This window comes from Ralstonia psammae, assembly GCF_958405935.1.
In the GTDB taxonomy this organism is placed as follows: Bacteria; Pseudomonadota; Gammaproteobacteria; order Burkholderiales; family Burkholderiaceae; genus Ralstonia; species Ralstonia psammae.
In genome coordinates, this window is record NZ_CATZBU010000009.1 from 111193 (window position 1) to 136878 (window position 25686).

Genomic DNA, 25686 nt, shown 5'->3' on the forward strand with positions numbered 1-25686 from the left:
GTCACCCGCGCGCCACAATTTTTCCTGCATCGCCTGGTTTTCCTCTCATGTCCTTCGCCAAGTTTTTTTACTTTTACTTTTGGCATCTCGCACCGCTGGCGGAAGGAGAGGGGCGCTTGCAGCAAAAGTAAAGCACCCAGCAGATACCGAAAACCGCCGGCGACCCTGGCGGTTTTTTTTTCGCCCAGTCACCTGCCCCACCCCGGCACCGACGCGAAACATGTTCCGAACACAGTAGACGTTTCCAATAGAACTCAAGACACATCCCCGGAGCTTTCCATGCCGAAGAACACCGATGATTTGCGCATTCGCGAACTGAAAGAGCTGACGCCGCCGTCACATCTGATCCGCGAATTCCCGTGCAGCGACACCGTGTCCGACCTGATCTACCAGAGCCGGAATGCGATGCACCGCATCCTGCACGGCATGGATGACCGCCTGATCGTCATCATCGGCCCCTGCTCCATCCACGACACCAAGGCAGCGATGGACTACGCCCGCCGCCTGGTCGAGCAACGCGAGCGCTTCAAGAACGAGCTGGAAATCGTGATGCGCGTGTACTTCGAGAAGCCGCGCACCACGGTCGGCTGGAAGGGTCTGATCAACGACCCGCATATGGACGGCAGCTTCAAGATCAACGACGGCCTGCGCACCGCGCGCGAGCTGCTGATGAACATCAACGAACTCGGCTTGCCCGCCGGCACCGAATACCTCGACGTGATCAGCCCGCAGTACATCGCCGATCTGGTGAGCTGGGGCGCAATCGGCGCGCGTACCACCGAAAGCCAGGTGCACCGTGAACTGGCTTCCGGCCTGTCGTGCCCGGTCGGCTTCAAGAACGGCACCGACGGCAACGTGAAGATCGCCGTGGACGCCATCAAGGCCGCATCGCAGCCGCACCACTTCCTGTCGGTCACCAAGGGCGGCCACTCGGCCATCGTGTCGACGGCGGGCAACGAGGATTGCCACATCATCCTGCGCGGCGGCAAGGCGCCCAACTATGACGCCGCCAGCGTGCAGGAAGCCTGCGACGCCATCTCCAAGTCCGGCCTGGCCGCGCGCCTGATGATCGATGCTTCGCACGCCAACAGCAGCAAGAAGCACGAGAACCAGATCCCGGTGTGTGAAGACATCGCCCGCCAGATGGCTGCAGGCGACAACCGCATTGTCGGGGTGATGGTGGAGTCGCACATCAATGCCGGTCGCCAGGACCACGTGCAGGGCACGCCGGTGTCCGACCTGGCTTACGGCCAGAGCGTGACCGATGCGTGCATCGGCTGGGACGATTCGGTGAAGGTGCTGGAAACGCTGGCCGACGCCGTGCGCAAACGCCGTCTGGTGCCAGGCAGCGGCAACTAAGACGCGATCTGCATCCTTTGCGAAGGACGCCTGCGGGCGTCCTTTTTTGTTGGGCGCCGCTCAAGGCCCCGATCTATAACAAATGTGAGCAAAAAGTACCAAAGTCACACCAGTGCGTTGTCTTTGACATATCGTAGGTGGATTCCCCCCTGCTCACCCGGAGGCACCCATGGCAGACAACCTGGCGGAAACCGCCGTCAACACCGCAAGCAAGTACCAGGCGATCGTGGCGCAATACGCCACCGACGTCGGCATGAAGATCCTCGCCGCCATCGTCTTCTGGGTGGTCGGCCGCTGGCTGATCCACGTGGCCGTGCGCATGGTGCAGGGGTCGCTGGAGCGGCAGAAGGTGGACCCGACCGTGCTGCGCTATGTGGGCTCGGTCATCACCGTCACGCTGAATGTGCTGCTGGTGATCGGCATCCTCGGCTACTTCGGTATCCAGACGACGACTTTCGCGGCGCTGATTGCTGCGGCCGGCGTGGCGATCGGCTTGGCATGGTCGGGGCTGCTGTCGAACTTTGCGGCGGGCGCGTTCCTGATCGTGCTGCGTCCGTTCAAGGTGGGGGACTTCGTCACTGTCGGGGGCGTCACGGGCACCGTCAAGGAGATCGGCCTGTTCTCCACGGCGCTCAACACGCCCGACAACGTGGTCACGATGGTCGGCAATAACAAGATCTTCTCCGACACGATCCAGAACTACACGGCCAACCCGTTCCGTCGCGTCGAATTGAAGGCCCAACTGGCCGGAAGCGCCGACCACCGCGCCGCCATCGCGCTGCTCAAGGAAAAGATTGCCGCCATTCCGAACGTCCTGACCGATCCGGCGGTCGATGTGGAGATTCTGGAATTCAACCTAGTTGGCCCGGTGCTGACGGTGCGTCCGTACACGCACAACGACAACTACTGGCAGGTCTATTTCGACACCAACCGCACGATCAAGGAAGCGCTGGCTGAAGGCGGCTTCCCGGCGCCGACGCCCTCGCAAGCGCTGACCATCACCACGCCGGGGCAATTGGCCGGGCTGGCTGCCGTAGCGCAAAGCACGACGACGACACCGACAAGCGTGAACTGATTCGGCGCGCTGCAAAGCAAACGGCCCGATGCCGAGGTGACGCAACCTCGCCGGGCCGTTTTTTTTTCGACGGCGGTTACGTGGGCTTGTGCTCGTCGCGCTTCCAAAGGACGTCCATGCCGCCATCTGCGCGGTTCAGCACGCGCGCCAGCACGAACAGCAGGTCCGACAGGCGATTGACGTACTGGCGCGGCGCCTCGCCAAGGGTCTCTGCGCGGCCCAGTGCGACGATGCTGCGCTCCGCACGGCGTGCGACGGTGCGGCAGACATGCGCCTGTGCCGCAGCGCGGCTGCCGCCAGGCAGGATGAATTCCGCCAGGCGCGAGAGATCGGCGTTGTAATCGGCCAGCCATTGATCGAGCCGCAACACATGCGCGGTCGTCACCATCGTGTAGCCCGGAATGCACAGTTCGCCACCCAGATCGAACAGGTCGTGCTGGATGGCCGTGAGCGCCGCGCGCACGCCGCCGGGCAGCGTTTCCGTGAGCAACACGCCGATGTGCGAGTTCAGCTCGTCGACGTCGCCGATGGCGGCGATGCGCAGGCTGTCTTTTGCCGTGCGGCTGCCGTCGCCGAGGCCGGTGGTGCCATCGTCGCCGGTGCGGGTGGCGATTTTGGATAGGCGGTTGCCCACGGTGCGTCTCCTGTGTTGGCTCGTTGGTAGCCGTCATTATCGCAAGCGGCGTGCAACCCCGGCGTTAGAATGATTCTTTGGCCCGCCGAGAGCCGCACGACATTGCGAGACCCCATGAACCACCCGCTCCCCCATCCCGGATTGGTGCGCAAGCCGATTCCTCCGGCCATGCTCGACGCGCTGCGTGCCCGCTTCGGCGATCGCGTCTCCACCACCGAAGCCGTGCGGGCGCACCATGGCCGCGACGAATCCGCCTACGACCCGATGCTGCCCGACGCCGTCGTCTTCGCGCAGACCACCGAGGAAGTCGCAGCCGTCGCCAAGCTCTGCTTTGAACACGAGATTCCGCTGATCCCGTATGGCGCCGGGTCGTCGCTCGAAGGCCATCTGCTGGCCGTGGCTGGCGGGGTGAGCCTCGATCTATCGCAGATGAACCACGTGCTGTCGGTGCACCCGGAAGACCTGACGGTGACAGTCGAACCGGGCGTCACGCGCAAGCAGCTCAATACCGAGATTCGCGATACCGGTTTGTTCTTCCCGATCGACCCGGGTGCGGATGCGTCCATCGGCGGGATGTGTGCAACGCGCGCCTCCGGCACCAACGCCGTGCGTTACGGCACGATGCGCGAGAACGTGCTGAACCTGACGGTAGTCACCGCTGACGGTCGCATCATCAAGACGGCCAACCGCGCACGAAAATCGTCGGCGGGGTATGACCTGACGCGCCTTTTCATCGGCAGTGAAGGGACATTGGGGATCATCACCGAGATCACGCTGAAGCTGTACCCGCAGCCGGAAGCGGTGTCCGCGGCCGTGTGCGCCTTCCCGAGCATGGGCGATGCGGTGTCCGCCGTGATCGACACCATCCAGATGGGCGTGCCGATTGCGCGCGTGGAATTTGTCGACGCGCTGGCCATTCGGGCGATCAACCAGTACGACAAGCTCACGCTACCCGAGATGCCGACGTTGTTTTTCGAGTTTCACGGTTCGGAGCACGGCGTGCAGGAGCAGGCCGAGACCGTCCAGGAGATCGCGGCCGAACACAAAGGCCAGGGCTTCGAATGGGCAACACGCCCCGAAGACCGCAGCCGCCTGTGGAACGCCCGACACAACGCCTACTTCGCCTTCCTGCAGCTCAAGCCGGGCTGCCGCGCCGTCACCACCGACGTGTGCGTGCCGATCTCGCGCCTGGCCGAATGCGTGGTCGAGACCGAGAAGGACCTGCTCGCCAGCGCACTGCAACTGCCTGCCCCCATCGTGGGCCACGTGGGCGACGGCAACTTCCACGTCGCGCTGCTCATCGACCCGGGCAAACCGGAAGAACTGGAAGAAGCCGAGCGCATCAACCAGCGCATCGTCGCGCGTGCGATTGCCATGGACGGCACCTGCACGGGTGAGCATGGCGTGGGCCTGCACAAGATGGACTTCCTCATCGCCGAACACGGCAACGATGCGATCGACCTGATGCGCAGCGTCAAGCAGGCGCTGGACCCGAAGCACATCCTGAATCCCGGCAAGATCTTCCACCTGTAACGCAACCGATCGCAGGCCTGCATGTCTTCCGTCTTCAAGCGCGTCCCTCCGCTGCATCTGCTGATTGCCTTCGAGGCAGGCGCGCGCCATGCCAGCTTCGCGCGCGCGGCCGAAGAGCTGTCCGTCACACCCAGCGCGGTATCCCATCGCATCAAGAACCTGGAAGAGCTGTGGGGCGAAGACCTGTTCGTGCGCACCGGCACGGCGCTCAGGCTGACGGCCGCAGGCACCCGCTACCTGCGCAGCGTGCAAGACGCTCTCAAGAGCCTGCATGAACTGGCCCGCCCCGAATTCAGCAAGCAGCGCGCGCGGCTGCGCGTGGCGATTCCGCCCACGTTCGGGCGCCAGCACCTGGTGCCGCGCATTCCGGAGTTCAACGCGCTGTACCCGCACATCGACGTGGAGTTGCACCTCAGCATCCCGTTCCTTGATGTCAAGGCGGAAGACACCGACGTCGAAATCCGCTACGGCACGGGCCGCTATCCGGACCTGAAGACCACGCTGCTGCTCAACGAGCCGGTGTTCCCGGCGTGCGGGCGAGGCTACTTCGAGCAGATCAGCGGTGCCACCATCACCGAAGCGTCGCAGTTGCTGAATCTCACGCTGCTGCGTAGCCCACTGGAGCCATGGCGCCCCTGGTTTGAGGCGGCCGGTCTGGATGCGCCGGAGCCTGCCACCGGTTCGCTCTTCAATGACATCGGCCTGATGCTGGAAGCCGTGGCCTCCAACCAGGGCGTGGCGCTGGTGCGGCAGGCGATGGCGCGCAACTGGCTGGCCTCGGGGCAGATCGTGCGGCTGCTGGACATCGAATCGGCCTCACCCCATGCTTATTACATCGTCCAGCGCGAGCAGGCGCCGATGAAGCTGGAGGCGCAGCATTTTGTGGATTGGTTGCTTGGGCTGGATTGGTAACCCTGCTCCGTATTGCTGCACCGCGATGAACCGGATTGGCTGTTAGCGCGAGCCAAATTCATCGCAGCAAAAGTCCTTAACACGCCGCGCGGCGCGGCGGCCGGGCTATAGTGCCTCCCACCCCGGCCACCGCTGGCGGGCAGAACCATGAGAGACACCCCATGAATGCGCCATCGTCGTTGTCAGCCACCGCCCGCGATCCTTCTGCCGTGCAGGCGGAGCTGACCGCCGCGCTGTCCCAGATCGTGTCCGACGACGCGCTGCTCTGGGAACGCGAAGACACCACGCCGTATGAATGCGATGGCCTCGCCGCTTACCGGCAGGTGCCGCTGGCCGTGGTGCTGCCGGATACCGAGGCGCAGGTCGTCCAAATCCTGCGCGTGTGCCACCGCTTGGGCGTGCCTGTGGTACCGCGCGGCGCAGGGACGAGCCTGTCGGGCGGCGCGATGCCGACGCCGGGTGGGCTGGTGCTGTCGCTGGCCAAGTTCAAGCGCATCATCAAAGTCGATCCGTATACGCGCACGGCGGTCGTCCAGCCGGGTGTACGCAACCTCGCCATTTCGGAAGCCGCCAACCCGCACGGGCTGTACTACGCACCCGATCCGTCGTCCCAGATTGCCTGCACCATCGGCGGCAACGTGAATGAAAACTCGGGCGGCGTGCACTGCCTGAAATACGGCCTGACCGTGCACAACGTGCTGCGCGTGCGCGCGGTGATGATGGATGGCGAGGTCGTCGAATTCGGCAGTGAAGCGCCCGACGCGCCCGGCCTTGACCTGCTGGCTACGGTGATCGGCTCCGAAGGCATGCTGGCCGTGGTGACGGAAGTGACCGTGCGCCTGATCCCCAAGCCCCAGCTCGCGCAGGTGATCATGGCGAGCTTCGACGATGTGGAATCCGGCGGTAACGCCGTGGCCGACGTGATTGCCGCGGGCATCATCCCGGCCGGGCTGGAGATGATGGACAAGCCCGCCACCGCTGCCGTCGAAGAATTCGTCTGCGCCGGCTACGACCTTGATGCGGCGGCCATCCTGCTGTGCGAATCCGACGGCACGCCCGAAGAGGTGGCCGAAGAAATCGCGCGCATGAGCGAAGTGCTGCGCGCCTCGGGTGCCACGCGCATCCAGGTGTCGCAAAGCGAAGCCGAGCGCCTGAAGTTCTGGAGCGGCCGCAAGAATGCATTCCCGGCAGCAGGCCGCATCTCGCCGGACTACTACTGCATGGACGGCACCATCCCGCGCAAGCACATCGGCACGCTGCTGCGGCGCATCCAGGAGATGGAGCAGAAGTACGCCCTGCGCTGCATCAACGTGTTCCACGCGGGCGACGGCAACATGCACCCGCTCATCCTCTTCAACGGCGAAGACCAGGACGAATGGCACCGCGCCGAACTGTTCGGCTCCGACATCCTCGAGACCTGCGTCGAACTGGGTGGCACCGTAACGGGTGAACACGGCGTGGGCGTGGAGAAGCTCAGCTCGATGTGCGTGCAATTCTCGGCGGAAGAGCGTGACGCCTTTCTGCGCGTGAAGGCGGCCTTTGACCCGGTGCGTTTGCTGAACCCCGACAAGGCCATCCCCACACTCGCGCGCTGCGCCGAATACGGCAAGCTGCACGTACGCAACGGCCTGCTGCCGCATCCCGATTTGCCGCGCTTCTGAGTGCGCTCCACCTCGCCATGAGCCAGAACCCATCCCGTACGAGCCGATGGCACGCGCATAACACGCGTCTGGGGGCGTACCTCGGCAAGCCGGAAGAGGACGGCTGGCGCCGCCGGTGGTACGTCATCATCTTCGAGGCCGAGAAGCGCGCAGGCCGGCAGTTTGACGTGACGCTGCTGATCGCCATTCTCGCCAGCGTGCTGGTGGTCATGCTCGACAGCCTGCCGAGCGTGCACGACCGCGCGGGCACGCTATTCACCGTCATCGAATGGCTGGCCACGCTGCTGTTCACGGCGGAATACGTCATGCGCATCCTGGTGGTGCGCAAGCCGTGGCGCTATGTGCTGAGCTTCTACGGCATCATCGATTTCATCTCGATCCTGCCGACCTGGCTGGCAATCTTCGCGCCGGAAATGGCCTACCTGATCGACGTGCGCCTGCTGCGCTTGCTGCGCGTGTTCCGGGTGCTCAAGCTCACGATCTACTTTGAAGAAGCGCAGATCCTGCTGCGCGCGCTGGTCAACGCCCGGCGCAAGATCTTCGTGTTCCTGGGCACGGTGTTCATCATCACCATCATCCTGGGCACCGTGATGTACGTGGTGGAAGGGCCTCAGCACGGTTTCACCAGCATTCCGGTCAGCATGTACTGGGCTGTGGTCACGCTCACCACCACGGGCTTCGGCGACCTGGTGCCGAAGACCCCGCTGGGGCAGTTCATCACCTCGCTCACCATCCTGCTCGGCTACAGCATCATCGCGTTCCCCACCGGCATCATCGGTGCGGAGTTGGTGTCGAGCATGCGCGAGGCTGCCCCGCGTTCACCGCCCCAGCCGGCGTCGCGTGCGTGCACCGATTGCATGACCAATGGCCACGACACCGACGCCGCGTTCTGCAAGCGCTGCGGCACCAAGCTTCCGCCCCACCCAACCGAGACCGCGAACAGCCAGTGAGCTGCGCACCCGAAGGTTCGCCATGCCAAGCACGCCAGACTCCGCCCTTTCGCCCACGCTCGCACGTTTTCGCGAGGCCATCGCGCACGCGGCGGACAGCCGCACGCCACTGACCTTGCGCGGCGGCGGCACGAAAGACTTCTACGGCCGCGCACCGGCGCCCCACGGCACCGTGCTCGGCACACGCGAATGGTCGGGCATCGTCGACTACGACTGCGCAGAACTCGTCATCACCGCGCGCAGCGGCACGCCGCTCGTCGAGATCGAAGCCGCATTGGCCGAGCACCGGCAGATGCTGGCGTTCGATCCGCCGCACTTTGCTGCGAATGGCCAGCAGGCAACGGTTGGTGGTGCGTTTTCATCCGGTCTGTCTGGCCCGCGCCGGCAGTCGGTGGGCGCGCTGCGCGATTTCGTGCTCGGCGCCGTCGTCATGGATGGCCGCGGGGACATGCTCAACTTTGGCGGCCAGGTGATGAAGAACGTGGCCGGCTACGATGTCTCGCGCCTGATGGCCGGCGCACTCGGCACGCTCGGCTTGATCGTGCAGGTGTCGCTCAAGGTGCTGCCGATGCCGTTCTGCGATGCGACGCTGCGCTTTGCCATGGCGCAAGGCGAGGCCATCGACACGCTCAATCGCTGGGGCGGCCAGCCCTTGCCGATTGCGGCGTCGGCTTGGATCGACGGTGTGCTGTGGGTACGCCTGAGCGGAGCCGATGCGGCCGTGCGCGCAGCCATTGCCAAGCTCGGCGGAGAGCGTGTTGACGACGCGGAAGGGGTCGCACTCTGGCGCGACCTGCGCGAGCAATCGCATGCGTTTTTCGCCCGCGCCGTGCAAGGCAGCCGACCGCTGTGGCGCATTGCCCTGCCCCCGGCCACGCCGCCGCTGGCGCTCGGCCATGCGTCGGCTGACGAGCAACTCGTCGAATGGGGCGGCGGCCAGCGCTGGTGGATCGACACCGCCAACACCTCCGCAAACGTCATCCGCGATGCAGCACGCAACGCCGGCGGCCACGCCACGCTGTTCCGCAACGGCGACCGCGCAAGCGACATCTTCACGCCCGTCGCTGCGCCGTTGATGGCCGTGCACAAGCGCCTGAAGGACAGCTTCGATCCGCACGGCATCTTCAACCCGGGCCGTTTGTACGCCGACTTTTAACGCAAGCCATCATGCAAATCACGCTCGCGGCGTTCCTGCGCAACACCCCCCAGGGCGAAGAAGCCCAAAGCATCGTGCAGAAGTGCGTGCACTGCGGTTTCTGCACGGCCACCTGCCCGACCTACCAACTGCTCGGCGATGAGCTGGACGGCCCGCGCGGGCGCATCTACCTGATGAAGCAGGTGCTGGAGGGCCAACCTGCAGGGCAGGCCACGCGCCTGCACTTGGACCGCTGCCTGACCTGCCGCAACTGCGAATCGACCTGCCCGTCCGGCGTGACCTACGGGCGCTTGGTGGAGATCGGCCGCAAGATCGTCGATGACCAGCTCGACGCGAAAGGCGAATCGCGCCCCTTGGGCGAGCGCGCCGTGCGCTGGGCGCTGCGCGAGGGGCTGACACGGCCGGCGCTGTTCGGCTCGGCGCTCAAGCTCGGACAGGCGGTGCGACCGATGTTGCCGCAGGTGCTGCGCAACAAAGTGCCGGCCAAACAACCGCAAACCGGCGTGCGGCCGGACACCGCGCACGCACGCAAGATGCTGCTGCTCGAAGGCTGTGTACAACCCGCCATGTCGCCCAACATCAATGCGGCGACAGCACGTGTATTCGACAAGCTGGGCGTGCAGCTCATCAGCGCAGACCGCGCGGGCTGCTGCGGTGCCATCCGCTATCACATGAACGACCACGGGGGCGGCCTCGGCAACATGCGCGCCAACATCGACGCATGGTGGCCGCATATCGAAGCGGGCGCGGAGGCCATCGTCATGACGGCCTCCGGTTGCGGCGCCATGGTCAAGGAATACGGTCACCTGTTGCGCGACGATCCGGCCTATGCCGAACGCGCGGCGCGTGTGTCCGCCATGACGCGCGACCTGTGCGAGGTGCTGCCGGCGTTCTCGCAGCAGCTCCTGCAGAAGGCCAAATCCGAAGCCCGCAGTGGTACATCCGGCCCACGCGTGGCGTGGCACCCGCCCTGCACGCTGCAGCACGGTCAGCAGATTCGCGGTGCGGTGGAAGCGCTCCTCACCTCGCTGGGCGTGGACGTCAAACTCTGCGCCGACAGCCACCTGTGCTGCGGCTCGGCCGGCACGTATTCGGTGCTGCAGCCGGAACTCGCCTACCGCCTGCGCGACGACAAGCTGAGCAAGCTGCAAGCGACGCAGCCCGAGCGCATCGTCACCGCCAACATCGGCTGCGTGACGCATCTGCAGAGCGGCACGGACACGCCTGTCGAACACTGGATCGAGCTGGTTGACCGCATGCTGGCCTGAAACGAATGCAGCCGAGTTCTATACTTGGCGCTTCGTTTTGCCCGGAGGCCCCATGCTGCAAACCTTCGCGATCCTGTTGACATTCCAGTCGGTGGGAGAGCTGTTGACGTATTCGCTGCACCTGCCGGTGCCCGGTCCGGTGATCGGCATGGTGCTGCTGGTCATTTACCTGCTGGTCGACAAGGGCCGCGTGCTCGAAGTCATGCAGGGCACGGTCCGCGATCTGCTGCGACATCTGACCATCCTGTTCGTACCGGCCGGCGTGGGCGTCATGACGCAACTGAACCGCATCGGGCAGGAATGGCTGCCAATCGTGGTGGCGACCGTCGTGTCGACGTGGCTGTCGATTGCCGCTGGTGCGCTCGTTACGCGCGCGCTGATGCGCCGCATGGGCGACCACGGCGAAGGCCACGAGGAGCTGGCCCCATGAACACGATGGCTCCCAACCTGCACCAACTCTGGGTCTACCTGGCAGCCAGCCCACTGCTGGGCTTGACCGCCACGCTCATCGCCTACCTGATCGGCGTGCGCCTTCATGAACGCAGCCGCTTCAACCCGATGGTCAATCCGCTGCTGATTGCGGTGATCATCCTGGGCACGTTGCTGACACTGACGGGCACGCCGTACAAGACCTACTTTGACGGCGCGCAGTTCGTGCACTTCCTGCTGGGGCCGGCCACGGTGGCGCTGGCGGTACCGCTGTTCCAGCAATGGGCGAAGCTGCGCCGCCATGCGCTGCCGCTGCTGGGCGGACTCCTCGCGGGGTCTGTCGTGGCGGTGGTGTCAGCCGTGGGCATCGCGTGGCTGTTGGGCGCATCGCCCGAAACACTGCGCTCCATGGCGCCGAAATCGGTGACGATCCCGATCGCCATGGGCATCTCGGAGAAGATCGGCGGCGCGCCGACAATCACGGCGGTGCTGGTGCTCATTACCGGCATCGTCGGTGCGACCACCACGACACGGCTGCTGAATCTGCTGCGCGTGCGCGAGTACAGCGTGCGTGGCTTTGCCACCGGCATTGCGGCGCATGGCATCGGCACGGCGCGCGCGTTTCAGGTCAATCCGGAAGCGGGCGCGTTCTCGGCGCTGGGCATGGGCCTGAACGGCGTGCTGACCGCGATACTGGTGCCGCTGCTGGCGGGCTGGATTCCGCACTAGTCTGACTCGCCTTCTCTGCGCCCAACGTTCACTGCCTGGGCAATTTACGCCACGCTCCGCAATCCTCCTGAATGCTCCTGACAGAACGCTGTCAGGAGCCCCCCGCCAGAATCACTCCACCTCAACCGGCAACGGCACCCCCAACCGCCTGCGCCACCGACTGGAGCGAACATCATGGCAAGTGTCATCAACTGGTTTGAAATCCCCGCCAACGATTTCCCGCGCGCGGTGAAGTTCTACGAAAACGTCTTTGACACCCAGCTCAAGCAGGAAGACATGGGCGATCTGACCATGGGCGTGTTTCCCGCGGGTGAGACGACCATCCACGGTGCGCTGGTCAAGGGCGAAGGCTTTGCGCCGTCCGACAAGGGCAGCGTCGTCTACCTGAACGCGCCCAACCTCGATGTGGTGCTCGAGCGCGTCAACGGCAGCGGCGGCCAATGCGTATTCGGCCCGATGACGCTGCCCGACCACATGGGCCGCATCGCCCATATCGTCGACACCGAAGGCAACCGCGTTGGTCTGCACGAGCCGGATGCCAAGACGCAGGCGTACCTGCTACAGCAGTAAGCGCCCCAAAAAGGCCGGTACGCGGATACCGGCCTTCACTACAAGACAGAGAAGAACACCATGCCGAGTCAATCGCCGTACCTCATGCGTGCCGCGGATATCGCCGCACGCACGCAGTCGTTTTCGCACCCCTGGAACAGCCTGTCGGAAATCCACGGCACCATGATGGGCCGGCTGCTCGGGCTCAAGCGCACCGGCGTGAATTTCGCGCGCGTGCCGCCGGGCAAGGAGTCATTCGTCTATCACTCGCACCAGCGCGAAGAGGAATGGATCTACATCCTCTCGGGTGAAGCACAGGCTGAAATCGCAGACAGCATCTTCACCGTGCGCACGGGCGATTTCATGGCGTTCCCCACGGGAATCGCGCACCACCTGCGCAATTGCGGCAAGGAAGATCTCGTCTATCTATGCGGCGGCGAACATCTCAACATCGAGATTGCCGATTTCCCGCGACTGGGCAAGCGCATGCTGCGCCGTGGTGAACAGGTCGACGTGGTGGATATCCACCCGCAACGTGAACTGACGCCCTTCGGCGCGTAGGGGAAATGGCGCGCATTGCACCCGGGCCCAAGCCCACTACAATGCCGCGCATGACCCGCCGCGCCGACCGCCTGTTCCAGATTGCCCAGATCCTGCGAGGCCGCCGTTTAACCACGGCAGCCATGCTGGCCGACCGCCTGGGCGTGTCCGAGCGCACGGTATATCGAGACATTCGCGACCTGTCCGTCTCGGGCGTGCCGATCGAAGGCGAAGCCGGTATCGGCTACCGCATGCGCGCCGGCTTCGACCTCGCGCCGCTCATGTTCACCGCCGATGAAGTCGAAGCCTTGGTGGCCGGCGCGCGGATGATCAAGGCATGGAGCGGTGGCACCATGGCCGATTCGGTGGAAGCGGCACTGGAAAAACTGATGGGCGCGCTGCCCGCGGAGCGCCGCACCGAAGCCGAGACCACACGCATCTTCGCGCCCGGTTACGGCATGGGCAACGAGGTCAAGCAGGTGTTCGACACCCTGCATGCCGCGCTGGGCCGCCACGCCGTTGCGCGGCTGTCTTACCGCGACGCACAAGGCCAGTTGACCGAGCGCTGTATCCAGCCGCTCGGCTTGTTCTTCTGGGGACAAGTCTGGCTGGTGGCCACCTGGTGCGAGCACCGTCAGGACTACCGCACCTTCCGCCTCGACCGCTGTGTCAAGGTCGACATCCTGGAGCGCCACTTTGCCGAATCCGCCGAGCGCTCGCTGGCGGATTTCATGCGCAAGGTGCGGGGGTCGTCGGACTGACGCAACCGTCAGATGGGGTCCGGCTCCGCCAGCAGCCGCTCAATATCGTCGGCGATCTCTTCCGGCTTGGTCATCGGCGCATAGCGCTTGTAGACCGTGCCGTCGCGGCGCAGCAGAAACTTGGTGAAGTTCCATTTGACGGCTTCGATGCCGAGCACACCCGGTTTCTCGGAAGTCAGCCATTTGTAGAGCGGATGCGCGTTCGTCCCGTTCACGTCGATCTTGCTGAACATGGGGAACGACACACCGTAGTTCTTCTCGCAGAATGCGCCGATCTCCGCCTCGGCCCCGGGCTCCTGCTTGCCGAACTGGTTGCAAGGAAACCCCAGTACTTCCAACCCCTTGTCGTGCAGCCGCTTGTACACCGCCTCCAGCCCCGCGTATTGCGGCGTGAAGCCACACTGGCTTGCGGTGTTCACGATCAGCAGGACCTTGCCCTTGTACTGCGACAGCGGCACGCGCTGGCCGGTCAGCGAATCGGCCTCGAATGCGTAGACGTCCCTCATGGCTACCCTCCGGATGGTTGCGGGAACGGGAATGCTCCGGCATCTGCCGGGAATTGTAACGGCCCGCGCTGGGCGGGCCGTTGGGGTGAATGCTAGAGAGTCCTGGTCAGTGCTTGTCGGTTTCGGAGAACCAGAACGTGCGCTTGCGTTTGCCTAGGCCCAGGGGGGTGACCTTGATTGGCGCCAACGACGATCCACCACCTGAGCCCGTCTGGTTGCCGCAGCCAAAGCACACCGGAACCGGCGTTGTGCCGCCGTTGCCATTGTTCACGAGCACCACGCCATACACGGAGGATGGAGGAAACCCGCCGCCATCGAGCATGACGGATCGGTCCGGGTTCTGACCCACGCCGGTCAGGAAGCCGACGGAATAGGTACGCGCCACCCCCAGGTTCGGATAACACATGCCGGCCTTTGGCACTGCTGGCGTATTGGTACCGAACGTCGTGTAGCCCGCCACGGTCAGAGGCGCATTCACAACCTTCTCCCCCGGATTCGGCAACGTGATGAAGAAGCCGGAGCCCGTGCCGTTGTACGCCACAGAGGTCGCGTCGACAAGGTTAGCCTCGATCAGCGGCGTCCAACCGGCAGGCACTGGACCCAGGTTCGGGTCCTTGAGCATATAGAACCGGTTGACCACGTTGTACGCGGTACCGGGCGTGTTCGACGCCGAATACAGTGGATGTTCGCGGTCGCCAGTGCCTGCCATGACGGCGTTGAAACCGGCCGTGGGCACCACATCGGGCGCATAGAAGAACTTGCGCGCGTTGTTGGTGTTGGCGGCGCCGCCCAGCGACGCGAATTGCGTCAACGCCCAGTTGGCGGGGGTGTTGCCGGTAGCGCTCTGGAAATCCACGCGCCAGATGTTGCCGCCCACATCGCCGACGTAGGCCATCTGGATGTAGCCGCTGCCCGTGCGATCCACCGCAGTGACGTCGGAGGCAATCGAGCGCGTGAGGCTGGTGTTCTTCACACACACGCCGGCAACGCCACTGCAGTTGGCCAGCGCGCTCCAGACCGGCACGCCGGTGTAGGCATCCAGCACGATGATGCCGCGACCCATGGTGTCGGTGCCGGGAGCCGGGTCGCTGTCTTCGGAGGCCGCATCGTAGCCGGCGCCCATGATCAGCACCGGGTTGGTATAGCCCGCAACTCGCATCAGGCGAGGCTTGGACCACGTCTGGCCCAGCTCGGGAATATCGGTGTTGCTCCGCGACCAGAGATAGCGCGGATTGACGGGATCGGTCACGTCCAGCGCATAGATGAGGCTGCCACCACGACGCGCGGTCAGGTAGATGATGGTGCGCGGGCTGCCGGCAACGCGCTGATCCTGCATGACGGTCGTGCTGCCGTCGAAGAAGTCATCACGCGGTGTCGGCTTGGGCGTGATGCCGCCCGGCGTGGTCGAGAGGGCGACCTCGGGCGAGTTGGCGTATAGCCGGCTCAGCTTGCCGATGAACTCGGGTGGGATGAAGCCCCACAGCTCACCGCCCGGGCGCACGGTGTTTGTCGACGAGGCCTTGATGCCGGTTGTCTGGTTGCCGTTGATCGCATGGAACACGCCGTCATTGGTGCCGTAATAGACAACGACATTCGGCGCGGTCGATGTTCCATAGTTGATCACCACCGGCCGGGAATGCAGCACGTCGCCGTGGATCGACGGGCGGATCGTCACCGGAGACCCCGGACCTGTCTCGGCTTCCTGCCCCACTGTCGGCGCTTTCGTTGTTCCGTCCATGGCATAGACGTCGCGACCGCGCACCCAGTTGATGAAATAGTTCTGCTCGGTCGAGGTGATTGCCGGGGCGCCGTTGACACTGTTGTAGGAGTTGATCGCGTCCAGGCCCTTACCTGCGCCTCCGGTCAACCACGTGTTCGAGGTATCGAACGTCGGCATGGCGCCGCTGGTCGGGCACGTGCCCACGCCGTTGCAGGTATAGAGCACACGGGTGCTCTGGTCCGTAAGGAACTGTACCCGCAGCATTTCGCCGGTACCGCCCTTCTCGACCACCTCTCCGTCGGGGGAGTCACTTGCGCCTCCGACGCCAGAAGGGCTGTTGATCCAGAACCCATTCTTAGGCCAGTTTGTCACGCTGGACCCGTAGCCGCTGGTGCCAAAAGCGAGCGGAGGATCGGCCGTCCAGAAACTGATGGCGTTGGGTGAGATAAAGCCGGTGCCCGCGCTGCTGAGTGCCGGCTTTCCGACCGAATCGAGCAACTGCAGGCTGCCGTTGGCGTCGTAGCCCACCTGGTATTGCTTGAGGTTGCCCATCCAGCGAGGCGCCGCCGTGGCATCCGGGCGAAACATCCCAACATAGACCTGATTCAGAAACTGTCCCTGCGCATTCACGGCGGCCGGCAAGCTGACCGAGGCGAACACGCTGTTCACAGCCTGGATTTCGTTGAAGATCTGCAGGAGGATGTCTTTCAGCTGGTCCGGTTTGCCAAGCTGCGCAACATAGGCTTTGCCCCCGCCGTTCGTGGCCATGCTCTGGTCGAACGCGACGTAGTCCGGGTTGTTTCCGTCGGTGACGGAAATCGTGTAGGTGATGATGTTCTGCGGCGGGTGATCCTTGGAGATCGTCTTGGTCTGCAGATCGTACCGGTACATGAACTGCGCCCATTCGTCGCCCCAGTTGGCCTGGTACTTGTTATAGGGCGACGGTATGACGATCTGCGGCGGGGTGGTCTTGGCCGACAGGCCGAGGGCGGTTGCCAGATCGCTCTGGATGTTGTTGCCGGTGTCCTGCGGTTTGCCGTTATTGACGGCGTTGCCGATGTAGATGACGTACGTCCGCTGGCACGGATTATTGATCGGACGCACGGAGGAGTAGTCCGTCCCCGATGGGCCCGTCCCGCTGTTGAAGTAGGCCCACGCCTCCTCCATGCCGCCGCCCACCTGCGAGTTATTGGAGTTGTTCGCCTGCCGGTCGATGGTCAATACGTAGTTGAGAAAGCTGTTGATCCCGTTGAGATCCATCAAGGGCAGTTGTGCTGGCGGCGTCGACGGATACTGAAACTTCGCACCGACGTTATTGCCGGTGCCAAACATCATCAAACCAAGATTCAAGTTGCCCAGCAGCGACGGGGAATTCTTGAAAGCGTTCACCGCGTCATACAGCGCGCACTGTTCCGCACCCACATCGGTGTTCGCATTGTTACTGGACACGACGCCGGTCGTATCGCAGGTGAACGGCGCGGATGCATTCCAGGTGGACGCGTTGTCCATGAGGATCAACACGTTAGGCTTGCCGGCCTGCGGTTGCAGCCCCGTGTACAGGTCAATATCCTCGGCCCCTGCAGGCTGTACACACGCCAGCGCGAGCGCGGCGGTTGCCGTCACGGCAAACGCAAATCGTTGGGCAAATGAGCGCATATGAATTCTTCCTGGCTTTGCGCGTTGGCTTACGGACACGCCGCGCCGGTCAGCACGCGAACAGCAACGCCCTGATGCAGCGTGGTGTTCACGGCCGTGCCGTTGGCATCGTTGACGGTAGCGGCAACATCCCACTGCGTCGCACTGCAGTTCGACATGCCGCCCGGCGTACCGGCGGCGGTGAGGACGCCCGTATCCGAGTTGTTGTTCACGCCGCTGAAGCAAGACGAGTCAGCGACAAAGTTGGGGCTGGTCGTATCGGTGGTCAATTGCGTGTTGGCAATCGGCTTGGTGGCCACGCAAGCGGGCGCCGCAACCTGCGCGGTGTAGTCCGCCTTGCCGTCGCCGTTCACGTCCACCGGCACGCTGGTAGCGACCGGGTTGGAGGTGAAATCAACGCTGATGACCTGCTCAATGCCCTGTTGCGCCGCGCTGCGCGCCTCCAGCCCGTATTGCTGGTTGGCGGCGATCTTGGTGTTGATCACGCCCGAGTTCATCATCATCACAACGATGCCCATGAAGATCGCCAGGAAGATCAGCGTGACAACGAGGGTCACGCCCGACTGACGTGCCGATTGGCGAACCGATAAGCGCCGCATGGCTACTCCCGTGGGCCGGCCACATTGGCGACGCGCGCGAGTTCCGCGTAGACGTGTCGCTTGTAGCCATCTTGGAAAGGGGGGGTGAGCGTGCCGCGGCCCAGGTCGTAGGACCGTGTGTCGGTCCAGCCCGGTGACACGGCCAGCGTGCGCGCAAGCACGTTGATGCGCACGGCTGTCACATTGCTCCAGTTCGTCGCGGCGGATGCTACCCAGTTGTAACCGCCCACGTTGGTGCACGCAGCGCTGTTGTCGATGCCTGGATTGGCGACATAGCAATCGGGCGAACCGTTACCGTCCATGTCTACGCCATAGGCGAAATGCACGTCGTCGATGCCTTGGGCGATCGAGTTGGGCGGTTGCATCGCGCCATTGGAGAACTCCACCATCTTGAGCGTGGGAATGCTGTCGCCACCCGTGCCGCAGCGATCGCACGTAGCGAGGTAGAACGCTCGCACGCTGACCTGCCGCAGGTCTGCCAGCTTGTTGCAGGTCTTGTCCTTGAGGGTAAAGTCCGTTGCGGTGGCGCTGAACACAAAGGGCGCCGTGTCCGTACTGCAGAACGAGTCCTGCAGATAGGCTTGCCCTGCTGCTACCGCACTCGCAGACGTAACGGTGCTCGACACGCGCCGCACCACCAGGATCTCCGAGTTGGGCGACAGGTTGGGCAAGCATGGCGCCGCATTCGCACCAGACACGTAACCGTAGATGGCCACCGGCACCGTCGCCGGGCCATTGCTGAAGCCAAGCGCATTGGTGGCAGCGGCGCAGACATCGGGCGTGGCAACTGCAGAGGTTCCCAGCAGATTCAGATCACCGAGGAAGCCGCCGAGCCCGACTTCCTGGCTGATGATGTCCAACGCATAGCGGCCGTTCTCGATCTGCGTGGCGCTGTTGCCCAGTTGCACGCGCGATTGCGAGGTCGATGCATACAAGCTCGCCAGCGCGGTTAGCAGCAACAGCCCCAGCGTCATCCCGACCATCAGTTCGACCAGCGACATCCCGCGCTGCAGCCGCCGCAGTGTGCGATTCGGCGTCATGACAGCACCCCCATGCGCACCTGCACGCTGATGGCGCGGCGGTAGGCATCGTTACCGAAATTGCCGCTGCCGCTGCCGCAGGGCAGTGACGGCGCCACGGTCTTGACCAGGCCCTGCCACGCGACCGTCACACGATAGATCTGGTTGACGGTGTCGACGGCTTCGATACAGCCGCGCGCGCCGATCATGGCGCCCAGAGCAACGGTGCCGCTCGCGGCAGTCTCGGTATTGCCGAGCAGCGCATTGTTCCAAGCCGTGAGATCGGTTGCGACAGTGGCCTGCTGTGCGGCCGAACCCGTCGTGCAGCTGGGTGCCGAGATACCCCCCGTGCCGACAGTGGTCATTACGCCAGCCACGGCGTAGCAGGTGGCCGCCTGGCGGTTGGCATTGAGCCGCGCGGCCATGTCCTGCAGCAGCGTCAGGGCCTGCACGCGCTGGTAGGACTCCATCTCGGACTGGTTCGAGCGCACCATCATGCCGGCCGCGCCCAACAGCGCCACCAGCAGGATCACCACCGAAATCAGGATCTCGATCAGGGTGGTACCGCGCTGCCCGCGCTTGCCCGACCGGCGATGTGACAAATGGGCGATGGCGCTCATGAGCACGTCCCCGAAACCACGGCAACGCGGCCGCTGCCGCCCACCTGAACGCAACTCGGGGAGACCGATTGCGACGAACTCGTCGGCGTGACCTGGAACGTGACGCTGCCTGCAGTGGGTCGGCCATCGTTGCCGAACGACAGCGAGTTGCCGTTGCTCGCCGCAATGGTGACGCCGCTGTACGGGCCGAATGTGCGGATCACCGTGGCGGGTGTGCCCACCGTCAATGTCCAGCCGGTCGCCCAACTGCTGGTGGTCGAGACCGTGGCGACGGCGTTCTGCTTGACCGCTTCCGCACGCGCCAACGACACGGCGGACGACAGGTCGAACGACGCATTGCGTGTTGCCTGGGTCGCGATCATGCCCGAGAACGACGGCACGGCAATGGTCACCAGAATGGCGAGCACGGCCAGCGTGACCATCAGCTCGGTCAGCGTAAAACCTTGAATGGGCTTGCGCAGGATAGTCACGGCGCGCCTCACTTCCAGCAGTTGGAGGCGCCACCGGTTGCCGCCTTGGCGCCGGTGTTCGTCAGGGTGAGCGTGCCACAGCCGGAGTCGTTCACCTGCTGCGAGCCCTGCGGATTGGCCGCCAGTTGATAAGACGGCGGCACACTGCTGGCGCTCAACGTGAAGGTGTAGTTGGGCGAAACGTTGGCCGGCACGTTGCTGGCGTATTGCAGCGTCGTGAGGTCCGGCGCGTAAGCGCGGTTGTCGAGCAGGAAGCGCTCTTGCGCGGCCGCCACTTCCTGCATGAAGGATTCCGCCGCTGCCCGATTGGAGCGGACGATGTACTGGACGTAGCTGGGATAAGCAATGATCGCCAGGATGCCAACAATGGCCACCGTGATCATGAGCTCAATCAGCGTAAAGCCCCGCGCTGCCCGCGCGCGCTGACACCTCGGCTTGCTTGCCACGTTTTTACCCACCCGGATTTGCTGTTGCTTTTATCGTTTTGATGCGCGCCTGCCGACGATCTGGCAGGCCCACCCACCGCTCTTAAGCGGCAATTCTCAGCAAATATTAAGGAAAGATCATGAAGACCGGGTGGCCTTCCGAGCGGCGCAAACGTTATGCGCCGCAAATTACCTCAAATGGTGTAGCTCCGAGACCACATCAGACGACATTCAGATGCTCGGTGCCGGCCGACAGATCTGTCTGGCCGCCGCGCTTGCTGTGCAGCTTGATCTGCAAGCGCAGATCGTTGAGGGAGTCCGCATTGCGCAGCGCGTCCTCGTAGGTGATCTTGTTTTCCTCGTACAGCTCGAACAGCGCTTGGTCGAACGAGATCATCCCCTGCTCGCGGGATTTCTTCATGACCTCCTTCAACTCGTGCACCTCGCCCTTGAAGATAAGGTCTTGCACCAGCGGGGTAGCCAGCATGATTTCGACCGCCGGTACACGTCCCTTCCTGCCCTGACGCGGCAGCAGGCGCTGCGCGATCATCGCGCGCAGGTTCAGCGACAAGTCGATCAGCAACTGCTGACGCTTCTCTTCCGGGAAGAAGTTGATGATCCGGTCGATGGCCTGGTTCGAGCTGTTGGCGTGCAGCGTGGCGAGGCACAGGTGGCCCGTTTCCGCGTACTGGATGGCGTATTCCATCGTGTCGCGGTCCCGGATTTCGCCGATCAGGATCACGTCCGGCGCCTGCCGCAGCGTGTTCTTCAGCGCCACGTGCCAGGACTCGGTATCCACGCCCACCTCACGCTGCGTCACCACGCAGTTCTGGTGCGTGTGCACATATTCCACCGGGTCTTCAATGGTGATGATGTGGCCATACGAATTCGCATTGCGATAGCCCACCATCGCCGCCAGCGAGGTCGACTTGCCCGAGCCCGTGGCTCCCACCACGATCACCAGCCCGCGCTTGCTCATCACGATCTCGTTCAGGATCGGTGGCAGGTCCAGTTCGCCCAGCGTCGGGATCTTCGTATTGATGGTCCGCAGCACCATGCCGGCACGGCCCTGCTGCATGAACGCCGACACGCGGAAACGCCCCGCGCCCGGCGCCGTGATCGCGAAGTTGCATTCCGAGCTGTCTTCGTACTCGCGCAACTGCTTCTCGTTCATGATCGACTTGACCAGACCGACGGCTTGCGTGGCATTGAGCGGCTGCTGCGAGATCGGGGTGACCTTGCCGTCAACCTTGATCGCAGGCGGAAATTCCGAGGTGATGAACAAGTCCGAGCCACGGCTGTTCACCATCAACTGCAAGAGTTCGTGGATGTATTTGGTGGCGGCTTCGCGGTCCAGCATGGCGTGCCCCTCCTGAAGAAAATTGGAAAGCGCGCCGACGTGTCAGTCAGCGCATCAGTTCGCGTATCAGTTCGCGAACGCGTCCGGGTTCTTGGCGATGGCGCGCGCGTCTGCGTAGTTGATCGCCGAGCGCTTGATCAGCTCTGACAGGCACTGGTCGAGCGTCTGCATGCCCATGCCGCTGCTGGTCTGCATCATCGAGTACATCTGCGAGATCTTGTTCTCGCGGATCAAGTGACGGATGGCCGGCGTGGCAATCATGATTTCGTGCGCCGCAATCCGGCCCGAACCGTCGCGCGTCTTGAGCAGCGTCTGCGAGATCACCGCCTCCAGCGATTCGGAAAGCATGGTCCGGACCATCTCCTTCTCGTCCGACGGAAACACGTCGACGACCCGGTCGATGGTCTTGGCTGCCGAGCTGGTATGCAGCGTGCCAAACACCAAGTGGCCGGTTTCTGCGGCGGTGAGCGCCAGCCGAATGGTTTCCAGGTCACGCAATTCGCCGACCAGGACCACGTCCGGGTCTTCACGCAGTGCCGACTTCAGCGCATTGGCAAACGAGTGGGTGTGGGGCCCGAGTTCACGCTGGTTGATCAGGCTCTTCTTCGATTCGTGCACGAATTCGATCGGGTCCTCCACCGTGAGGATGTGGCCCATGTCGTTTTCGTTGCGGTGGTTGACCATCGCGGCAAGCGTCGTCGACTTGCCCGAACCCGTCGGGCCCGTGACGAGCACCAGGCCGCGCGGCTTCATCGCCAGGTCCGCAAACACGGCCGGCGCCTTCAGGTCGTCCAGCGAAAGCACCTTGGACGGAATCGTCCGGAACACGGCCGAAGCGCCGCGGTTCTGGTTGAACGCGTTGACCCGGAAACGCGAGAGTCCCGGGATCTCAAACGAGAAGTCGACTTCCAGGTTTTCTTCGTAGACCTTGCGCTGCCCGTCGCTCATGATGTCGTACACCATGGAGTGCACGTCCTGGTGCGTGAGCGGAGGCACGTTGATCCGGCGCATGTCGCCGTGGATCCGGATCATCGGCGGCAGTCCGGCCGACAGGTGCAAGTCCGACGCCTTGTTCTTGGCGGAAAACGCCAGAAGCTGCGCGATGTCCATCTTATAATGACCCCCGACTTTTTTATGTCGCCCGGGCGTCGCAATGGCGCCAGACGCGCTCCGAGCCGTTGATTCAACGTGCCGGAACCTTGTTTATTTGTAACAAACGTCGCCGGATTATGTCTGTAATCGCCGCCAACTTGCAAGCCGTGCGTCAGCGGATCACAACGGCCTGCACACTGGCTTCGCGCGATGCTGCGGGTGTCACATTGCTGGCCGTTTCCAAGACGTTCGGCGCCGATGCCGTGCGCGCCGCACATGCCGCCGGGCAACGCCTTTTCGGCGAAAACTACGTGCAGGAAGGCGTCGCGAAGATCGACGCGCTGGCCGACTTACGCTCGGGCGCCGACCCGATCAGTTGGCACTTCATCGGCCCCCTGCAGAGCAACAAGACACGCGCCGTGGCAGAGCAGTTCGACTGGGTACACAGCGTCGACCGCCTCAAGATTGCCGAGCGCCTATCGGCCCAGCGCCCCGACACCTTGCCACCGCTGCAGGTCTGTCTTGAAATCAACATCAGCCGTCAGGGCAGCAAGCATGGTCTGCTCCCCGATTTCGATGAAGTGCTTGCGGTGGCGCAAGCGGTCTCGGCCCTGCCCCGCCTGCAATTGCGCGGCCTGATGGCTGTGCCCGAGCCCAGCGACGACCCTGTCGCGCAGCGCAAGCCCTTTGCGGATCTGCGTGCCCTGGCAGGTCAACTGCGCGAGGCCGGCATCCCGCTCGATACGCTATCGATGGGCATGTCCGCCGACCTGGAAGACGCGATTGCCGAAGGCGCCACCATTGTGCGCGTGGGCAGCGCCATCTTCGGCGCGCGGCATTACGCAAACGCCTGAATTCCTGTTTTCTCTCACACCACCACTCTCATGCTCGACACTCTGAAACTCGGCTTCATCGGCGGCGGCAACATGGCGGCGGCCCTCATCGGCGGCCTGATCGTCAAGGGCGCGCACGGCGCCAACATCGTGGTGGTAGACCCGACCGAGCCTGCCCGCAGCCGTGCCGAACAAACCTGGGGCGCTCGCGCCGCTTCTGCCCCCGGTGCAGAACTGGCCGACCGCGACGTGATCGTCCTGGCGGTCAAGCCGCAGCAGATGCGTGAAGTGTGTGCGCAACTCGCGCCGCATCTGGGCGACAGCCTGGTGCTGTCGGTGGCGGCGGGCATCCGGATCCAGGATCTGTCGCGCTGGCTGAATGGCCATGCGCGTGTCGTGCGGGCGATGCCGAATACGCCTGCGCTCTCCGGCCTGGGGATGACCGGCTTGGCCGCCAATGCGGGCCTGTCGGACGCCGATCGCACAACCGCCAGCGCCATTGCCAATGCGGTCGGCAAGAGCGTGTGGGTGCCTGCCGAGGCGCAGATTGATGCAGTGACGGCCATCTCGGGCAGCGGCCCGGCGTACGTGTTCTATTTCATTGAGGCAATGCAGCAGGCGGCGCAGGAGCTGGGGCTGTCGGCTGAGGATGGGCGCACGTTGGCGGTGGAGACGTTCATCGGCGCGGCCACGCTGGCAGGCCAATCGTCTGAGCCGGTGGCGGTGCTGCGCGAGCGCGTGACATCCAAGGGTGGGACGACCTATGCGGCGCTCACTTCAATGGAAGGGGCTGATATTAAGGCTGCGTTCGTGCGCGCGATGCATGCTGCGGCGGCGCGCGGCAAAGCGATGGGAGAGGAATTCGGGCGGGACTGAGCTGGTTAGTCCATCCCCGGCAGGGGATGGACCAACAGGAAAAGATCAGCGCAGCGCGTACGCCCCCGCCACCCCGGCAAACACGCAAGCGCCCAGCCAATTGTTATGCCGGAAAACAAAGAAACACTTCATCCGGTCCCGCGTCTGCAGCATCGGGTAATACCAAAGCGCCAACGCCACGGCAGCAGCAAACCCGATCCAATACGCCACGCCTAGCGCCATCACATGGCCCGCCAGGGCCATGATTCCAAAGAACCCCACGTAGCACAGCATGATCGCCGCCACGTCATAACGTCCAAACGTAATGGCCGACGTTTTGATACCGATGAGCAAATCGTCATCACGATCGACCATCGCATACGCGGTGTCGTAGGCAATCGCCCAGAACACATTGCCCGCGAGCATCAGCCACGCCAGCAGCGGCACCTGATCCTGCACCGCGGCGTACGCCATCGGAATCCCAAACCCAAACGCAATACCCAGGTACGCCTGCGGAATCGCGAAGAACCGCTTGAAGAACGGATACGTGCCGGCAATCACGATGGCCGCCACCGACATCCACTTGGTCAGCGCATTGAGCGGCAGGATCAGCGTGAACGCGATGAGCGACAGCACCGCCGCAACCGCCAGCGCTTCCCATGGCGCGATCAGGCCCGCGGTGAGCGGCCGCTCCTTGGTGCGTTTGACGTGTTTGTCAAAGTCGCGATCTGCCCAGTCGTTGACGGCGCAGCCGGCCGAGCGCATCAGGAAGGTGCCGACCGTGAAGATCACCACCAACGACACCGGCGGATGCCCTTCGGCGGCCATCCACAGCGCCCACAGCGTCGGCCACAGCAGTAGCAGCGTGCCGATCGGCTTGTCCATGCGCATCAGGCGCGCATAGAGCACGAGGCGGCTGGGTTGGGCAGCGGACGATCGCATGAAAATCACCAAAGAAAAATGGCGCCTGCACGA

Annotated in this window: 26 protein-coding genes; 15 read left to right on the forward strand and 11 right to left on the reverse strand. The window is 63.9% G+C overall.

Annotated features, from left to right (window positions below; translation table 11 throughout):
* Positions 1-279 precede the first annotated feature (279 nt).
* Complete coding sequence (gene aroG, locus R2N16_RS17775; RefSeq protein WP_004631640.1) at positions 280-1359, forward strand: 3-deoxy-7-phosphoheptulonate synthase AroG; 1080 nt, start codon at positions 280-282, stop codon at positions 1357-1359.
* Between the two features lie 169 nt (positions 1360-1528).
* A complete protein-coding gene (locus R2N16_RS17780) occupies positions 1529-2434 on the forward strand; it encodes a mechanosensitive ion channel family protein (protein ID WP_316667119.1) in 906 nt (301 codons plus the stop codon).
* A gap of 76 nt (positions 2435-2510) precedes the next feature.
* Here the strand turns inward: R2N16_RS17780 and R2N16_RS17785 are convergent, their stop codons facing one another.
* On the reverse strand, positions 2511-3068 hold the full coding sequence (locus R2N16_RS17785; protein ID WP_316667120.1) for a cob(I)yrinic acid a,c-diamide adenosyltransferase: 558 nt from the start codon (positions 3066-3068) through the stop codon (positions 2511-2513).
* 114 nt (positions 3069-3182) lie between these two features.
* Here R2N16_RS17785 and R2N16_RS17790 point away from each other — a divergent pair, with 114 nt between their 5' ends.
* From R2N16_RS17790 to R2N16_RS17840, 11 genes are all read left to right on the forward strand, one after another.
* Positions 3183-4601 (forward strand): FAD-binding oxidoreductase, encoded by a 1419-nt coding sequence (locus R2N16_RS17790; protein ID WP_316667121.1) that lies wholly within the window; start codon positions 3183-3185, stop codon positions 4599-4601.
* A gap of 21 nt (positions 4602-4622) precedes the next feature.
* On the forward strand, positions 4623-5513 hold the full coding sequence (locus tag R2N16_RS17795) for a LysR substrate-binding domain-containing protein (protein WP_316667123.1): 891 nt from the start codon (positions 4623-4625) through the stop codon (positions 5511-5513).
* A 161-nt stretch (positions 5514-5674) separates the two neighbouring features.
* The gene (locus R2N16_RS17800) at positions 5675-7174 is read left to right on the forward strand and encodes an FAD-linked oxidase C-terminal domain-containing protein (RefSeq protein ID WP_316667125.1); all 1500 of its coding nucleotides are present in this window, start codon (positions 5675-5677) and stop codon (positions 7172-7174) included.
* A 17-nt stretch (positions 7175-7191) separates the two neighbouring features.
* The gene (locus tag R2N16_RS17805) at positions 7192-8124 is read left to right on the forward strand and encodes an ion transporter (RefSeq protein ID WP_316667126.1); all 933 of its coding nucleotides are present in this window, start codon (positions 7192-7194) and stop codon (positions 8122-8124) included.
* Positions 8125-8146: 22 nt separating this feature from the next.
* Positions 8147-9280 (forward strand): glycolate oxidase subunit GlcE, encoded by a 1134-nt coding sequence (glcE, locus tag R2N16_RS17810; RefSeq protein ID WP_316667128.1) that lies wholly within the window; start codon positions 8147-8149, stop codon positions 9278-9280.
* 11 nt (positions 9281-9291) lie between these two features.
* The gene (gene glcF / locus R2N16_RS17815; protein ID WP_316667130.1) at positions 9292-10548 is read left to right on the forward strand and encodes a glycolate oxidase subunit GlcF; all 1257 of its coding nucleotides are present in this window, start codon (positions 9292-9294) and stop codon (positions 10546-10548) included.
* A 52-nt stretch (positions 10549-10600) separates the two neighbouring features.
* Positions 10601-10978 (forward strand): CidA/LrgA family protein, encoded by a 378-nt coding sequence (locus R2N16_RS17820; RefSeq protein WP_316667131.1) that lies wholly within the window; start codon positions 10601-10603, stop codon positions 10976-10978.
* Entirely contained in the window at positions 10975-11706 is a 732-nt protein-coding gene (locus R2N16_RS17825; protein ID WP_316667133.1) for an LrgB family protein, read from the forward strand. The genes R2N16_RS17820 and R2N16_RS17825 overlap by 4 nt, the downstream gene beginning before the upstream one ends.
* A gap of 174 nt (positions 11707-11880) precedes the next feature.
* Positions 11881-12276, forward strand: coding sequence for a VOC family protein (locus tag R2N16_RS17830; protein WP_311528137.1), 396 nt, complete (start codon positions 11881-11883; stop codon positions 12274-12276).
* Between the two features lie 60 nt (positions 12277-12336).
* The gene (locus tag R2N16_RS17835; protein ID WP_316667135.1) at positions 12337-12816 is read left to right on the forward strand and encodes a cupin domain-containing protein; all 480 of its coding nucleotides are present in this window, start codon (positions 12337-12339) and stop codon (positions 12814-12816) included.
* 41 nt (positions 12817-12857) lie between these two features.
* Positions 12858-13556, forward strand: coding sequence for a helix-turn-helix transcriptional regulator (locus tag R2N16_RS17840; RefSeq protein WP_316667136.1), 699 nt, complete (start codon positions 12858-12860; stop codon positions 13554-13556).
* A gap of 8 nt (positions 13557-13564) precedes the next feature.
* On the opposite strand, the gene R2N16_RS17845 is transcribed toward R2N16_RS17840, so the two are convergent.
* From R2N16_RS17845 to R2N16_RS17885, 9 genes are all read right to left on the reverse strand, one after another.
* Positions 13565-14062 carry a glutathione peroxidase gene (locus R2N16_RS17845; RefSeq protein ID WP_316667137.1) on the reverse strand — a complete coding sequence of 166 codons (498 nt, stop codon included), beginning with the start codon at positions 14060-14062 and terminating at the stop codon, positions 13565-13567.
* Positions 14063-14168: 106 nt separating this feature from the next.
* A complete protein-coding gene (locus tag R2N16_RS17850; RefSeq protein WP_316667138.1) occupies positions 14169-17438 on the reverse strand; it encodes a pilus assembly protein in 3270 nt (1089 codons plus the stop codon).
* Positions 17439-17467: 29 nt separating this feature from the next.
* Positions 17468-18037, reverse strand: coding sequence for a pilus assembly PilX family protein (locus R2N16_RS17855; RefSeq protein WP_316667139.1), 570 nt, complete (start codon positions 18035-18037; stop codon positions 17468-17470).
* A gap of 2 nt (positions 18038-18039) precedes the next feature.
* The gene (locus R2N16_RS17860; protein ID WP_316667140.1) at positions 18040-19077 is read right to left on the reverse strand and encodes a PilW family protein; all 1038 of its coding nucleotides are present in this window, start codon (positions 19075-19077) and stop codon (positions 18040-18042) included.
* Complete coding sequence (locus R2N16_RS17865; RefSeq protein ID WP_316667141.1) at positions 19074-19676, reverse strand: type IV pilus modification PilV family protein; 603 nt, start codon at positions 19674-19676, stop codon at positions 19074-19076. Before R2N16_RS17865 ends, R2N16_RS17860 begins: the two co-directional genes overlap by 4 nt.
* Positions 19673-20146: a GspH/FimT family pseudopilin gene (locus R2N16_RS17870; RefSeq protein WP_316667142.1), complete on the reverse strand. Its 474-nt coding sequence runs from the start codon at positions 20144-20146 to the stop codon at positions 19673-19675. The genes R2N16_RS17865 and R2N16_RS17870 overlap by 4 nt, the downstream gene beginning before the upstream one ends.
* Before the next feature lie 8 nt (positions 20147-20154).
* Positions 20155-20592, reverse strand: a complete 438-nt coding sequence (locus R2N16_RS17875) for a type IV pilin protein (RefSeq protein WP_316667143.1) — start codon at positions 20590-20592, stop codon at positions 20155-20157.
* 199 nt (positions 20593-20791) lie between these two features.
* Positions 20792-21931, reverse strand: coding sequence for a PilT/PilU family type 4a pilus ATPase (locus R2N16_RS17880; RefSeq protein ID WP_316667144.1), 1140 nt, complete (start codon positions 21929-21931; stop codon positions 20792-20794).
* 66 nt (positions 21932-21997) lie between these two features.
* The gene (locus tag R2N16_RS17885; RefSeq protein WP_009241469.1) at positions 21998-23041 is read right to left on the reverse strand and encodes a type IV pilus twitching motility protein PilT; all 1044 of its coding nucleotides are present in this window, start codon (positions 23039-23041) and stop codon (positions 21998-22000) included.
* A gap of 119 nt (positions 23042-23160) precedes the next feature.
* Here R2N16_RS17885 and R2N16_RS17890 point away from each other — a divergent pair, with 119 nt between their 5' ends.
* Together R2N16_RS17890 and proC are read left to right on the forward strand one after the other, a co-directional pair.
* Entirely contained in the window at positions 23161-23877 is a 717-nt protein-coding gene (locus R2N16_RS17890) for a YggS family pyridoxal phosphate-dependent enzyme (protein WP_316667145.1), read from the forward strand.
* Between the two features lie 30 nt (positions 23878-23907).
* Positions 23908-24732 (forward strand): pyrroline-5-carboxylate reductase, encoded by an 825-nt coding sequence (proC, locus tag R2N16_RS17895; RefSeq protein WP_316667146.1) that lies wholly within the window; start codon positions 23908-23910, stop codon positions 24730-24732.
* Positions 24733-24777: 45 nt separating this feature from the next.
* Here proC and ubiA read toward each other — a convergent pair whose 3' ends face one another.
* Complete coding sequence (gene ubiA, locus R2N16_RS17900; RefSeq protein WP_316667147.1) at positions 24778-25653, reverse strand: 4-hydroxybenzoate octaprenyltransferase; 876 nt, start codon at positions 25651-25653, stop codon at positions 24778-24780.
* Between the last annotated feature and the right edge of the window lie 33 nt (positions 25654-25686).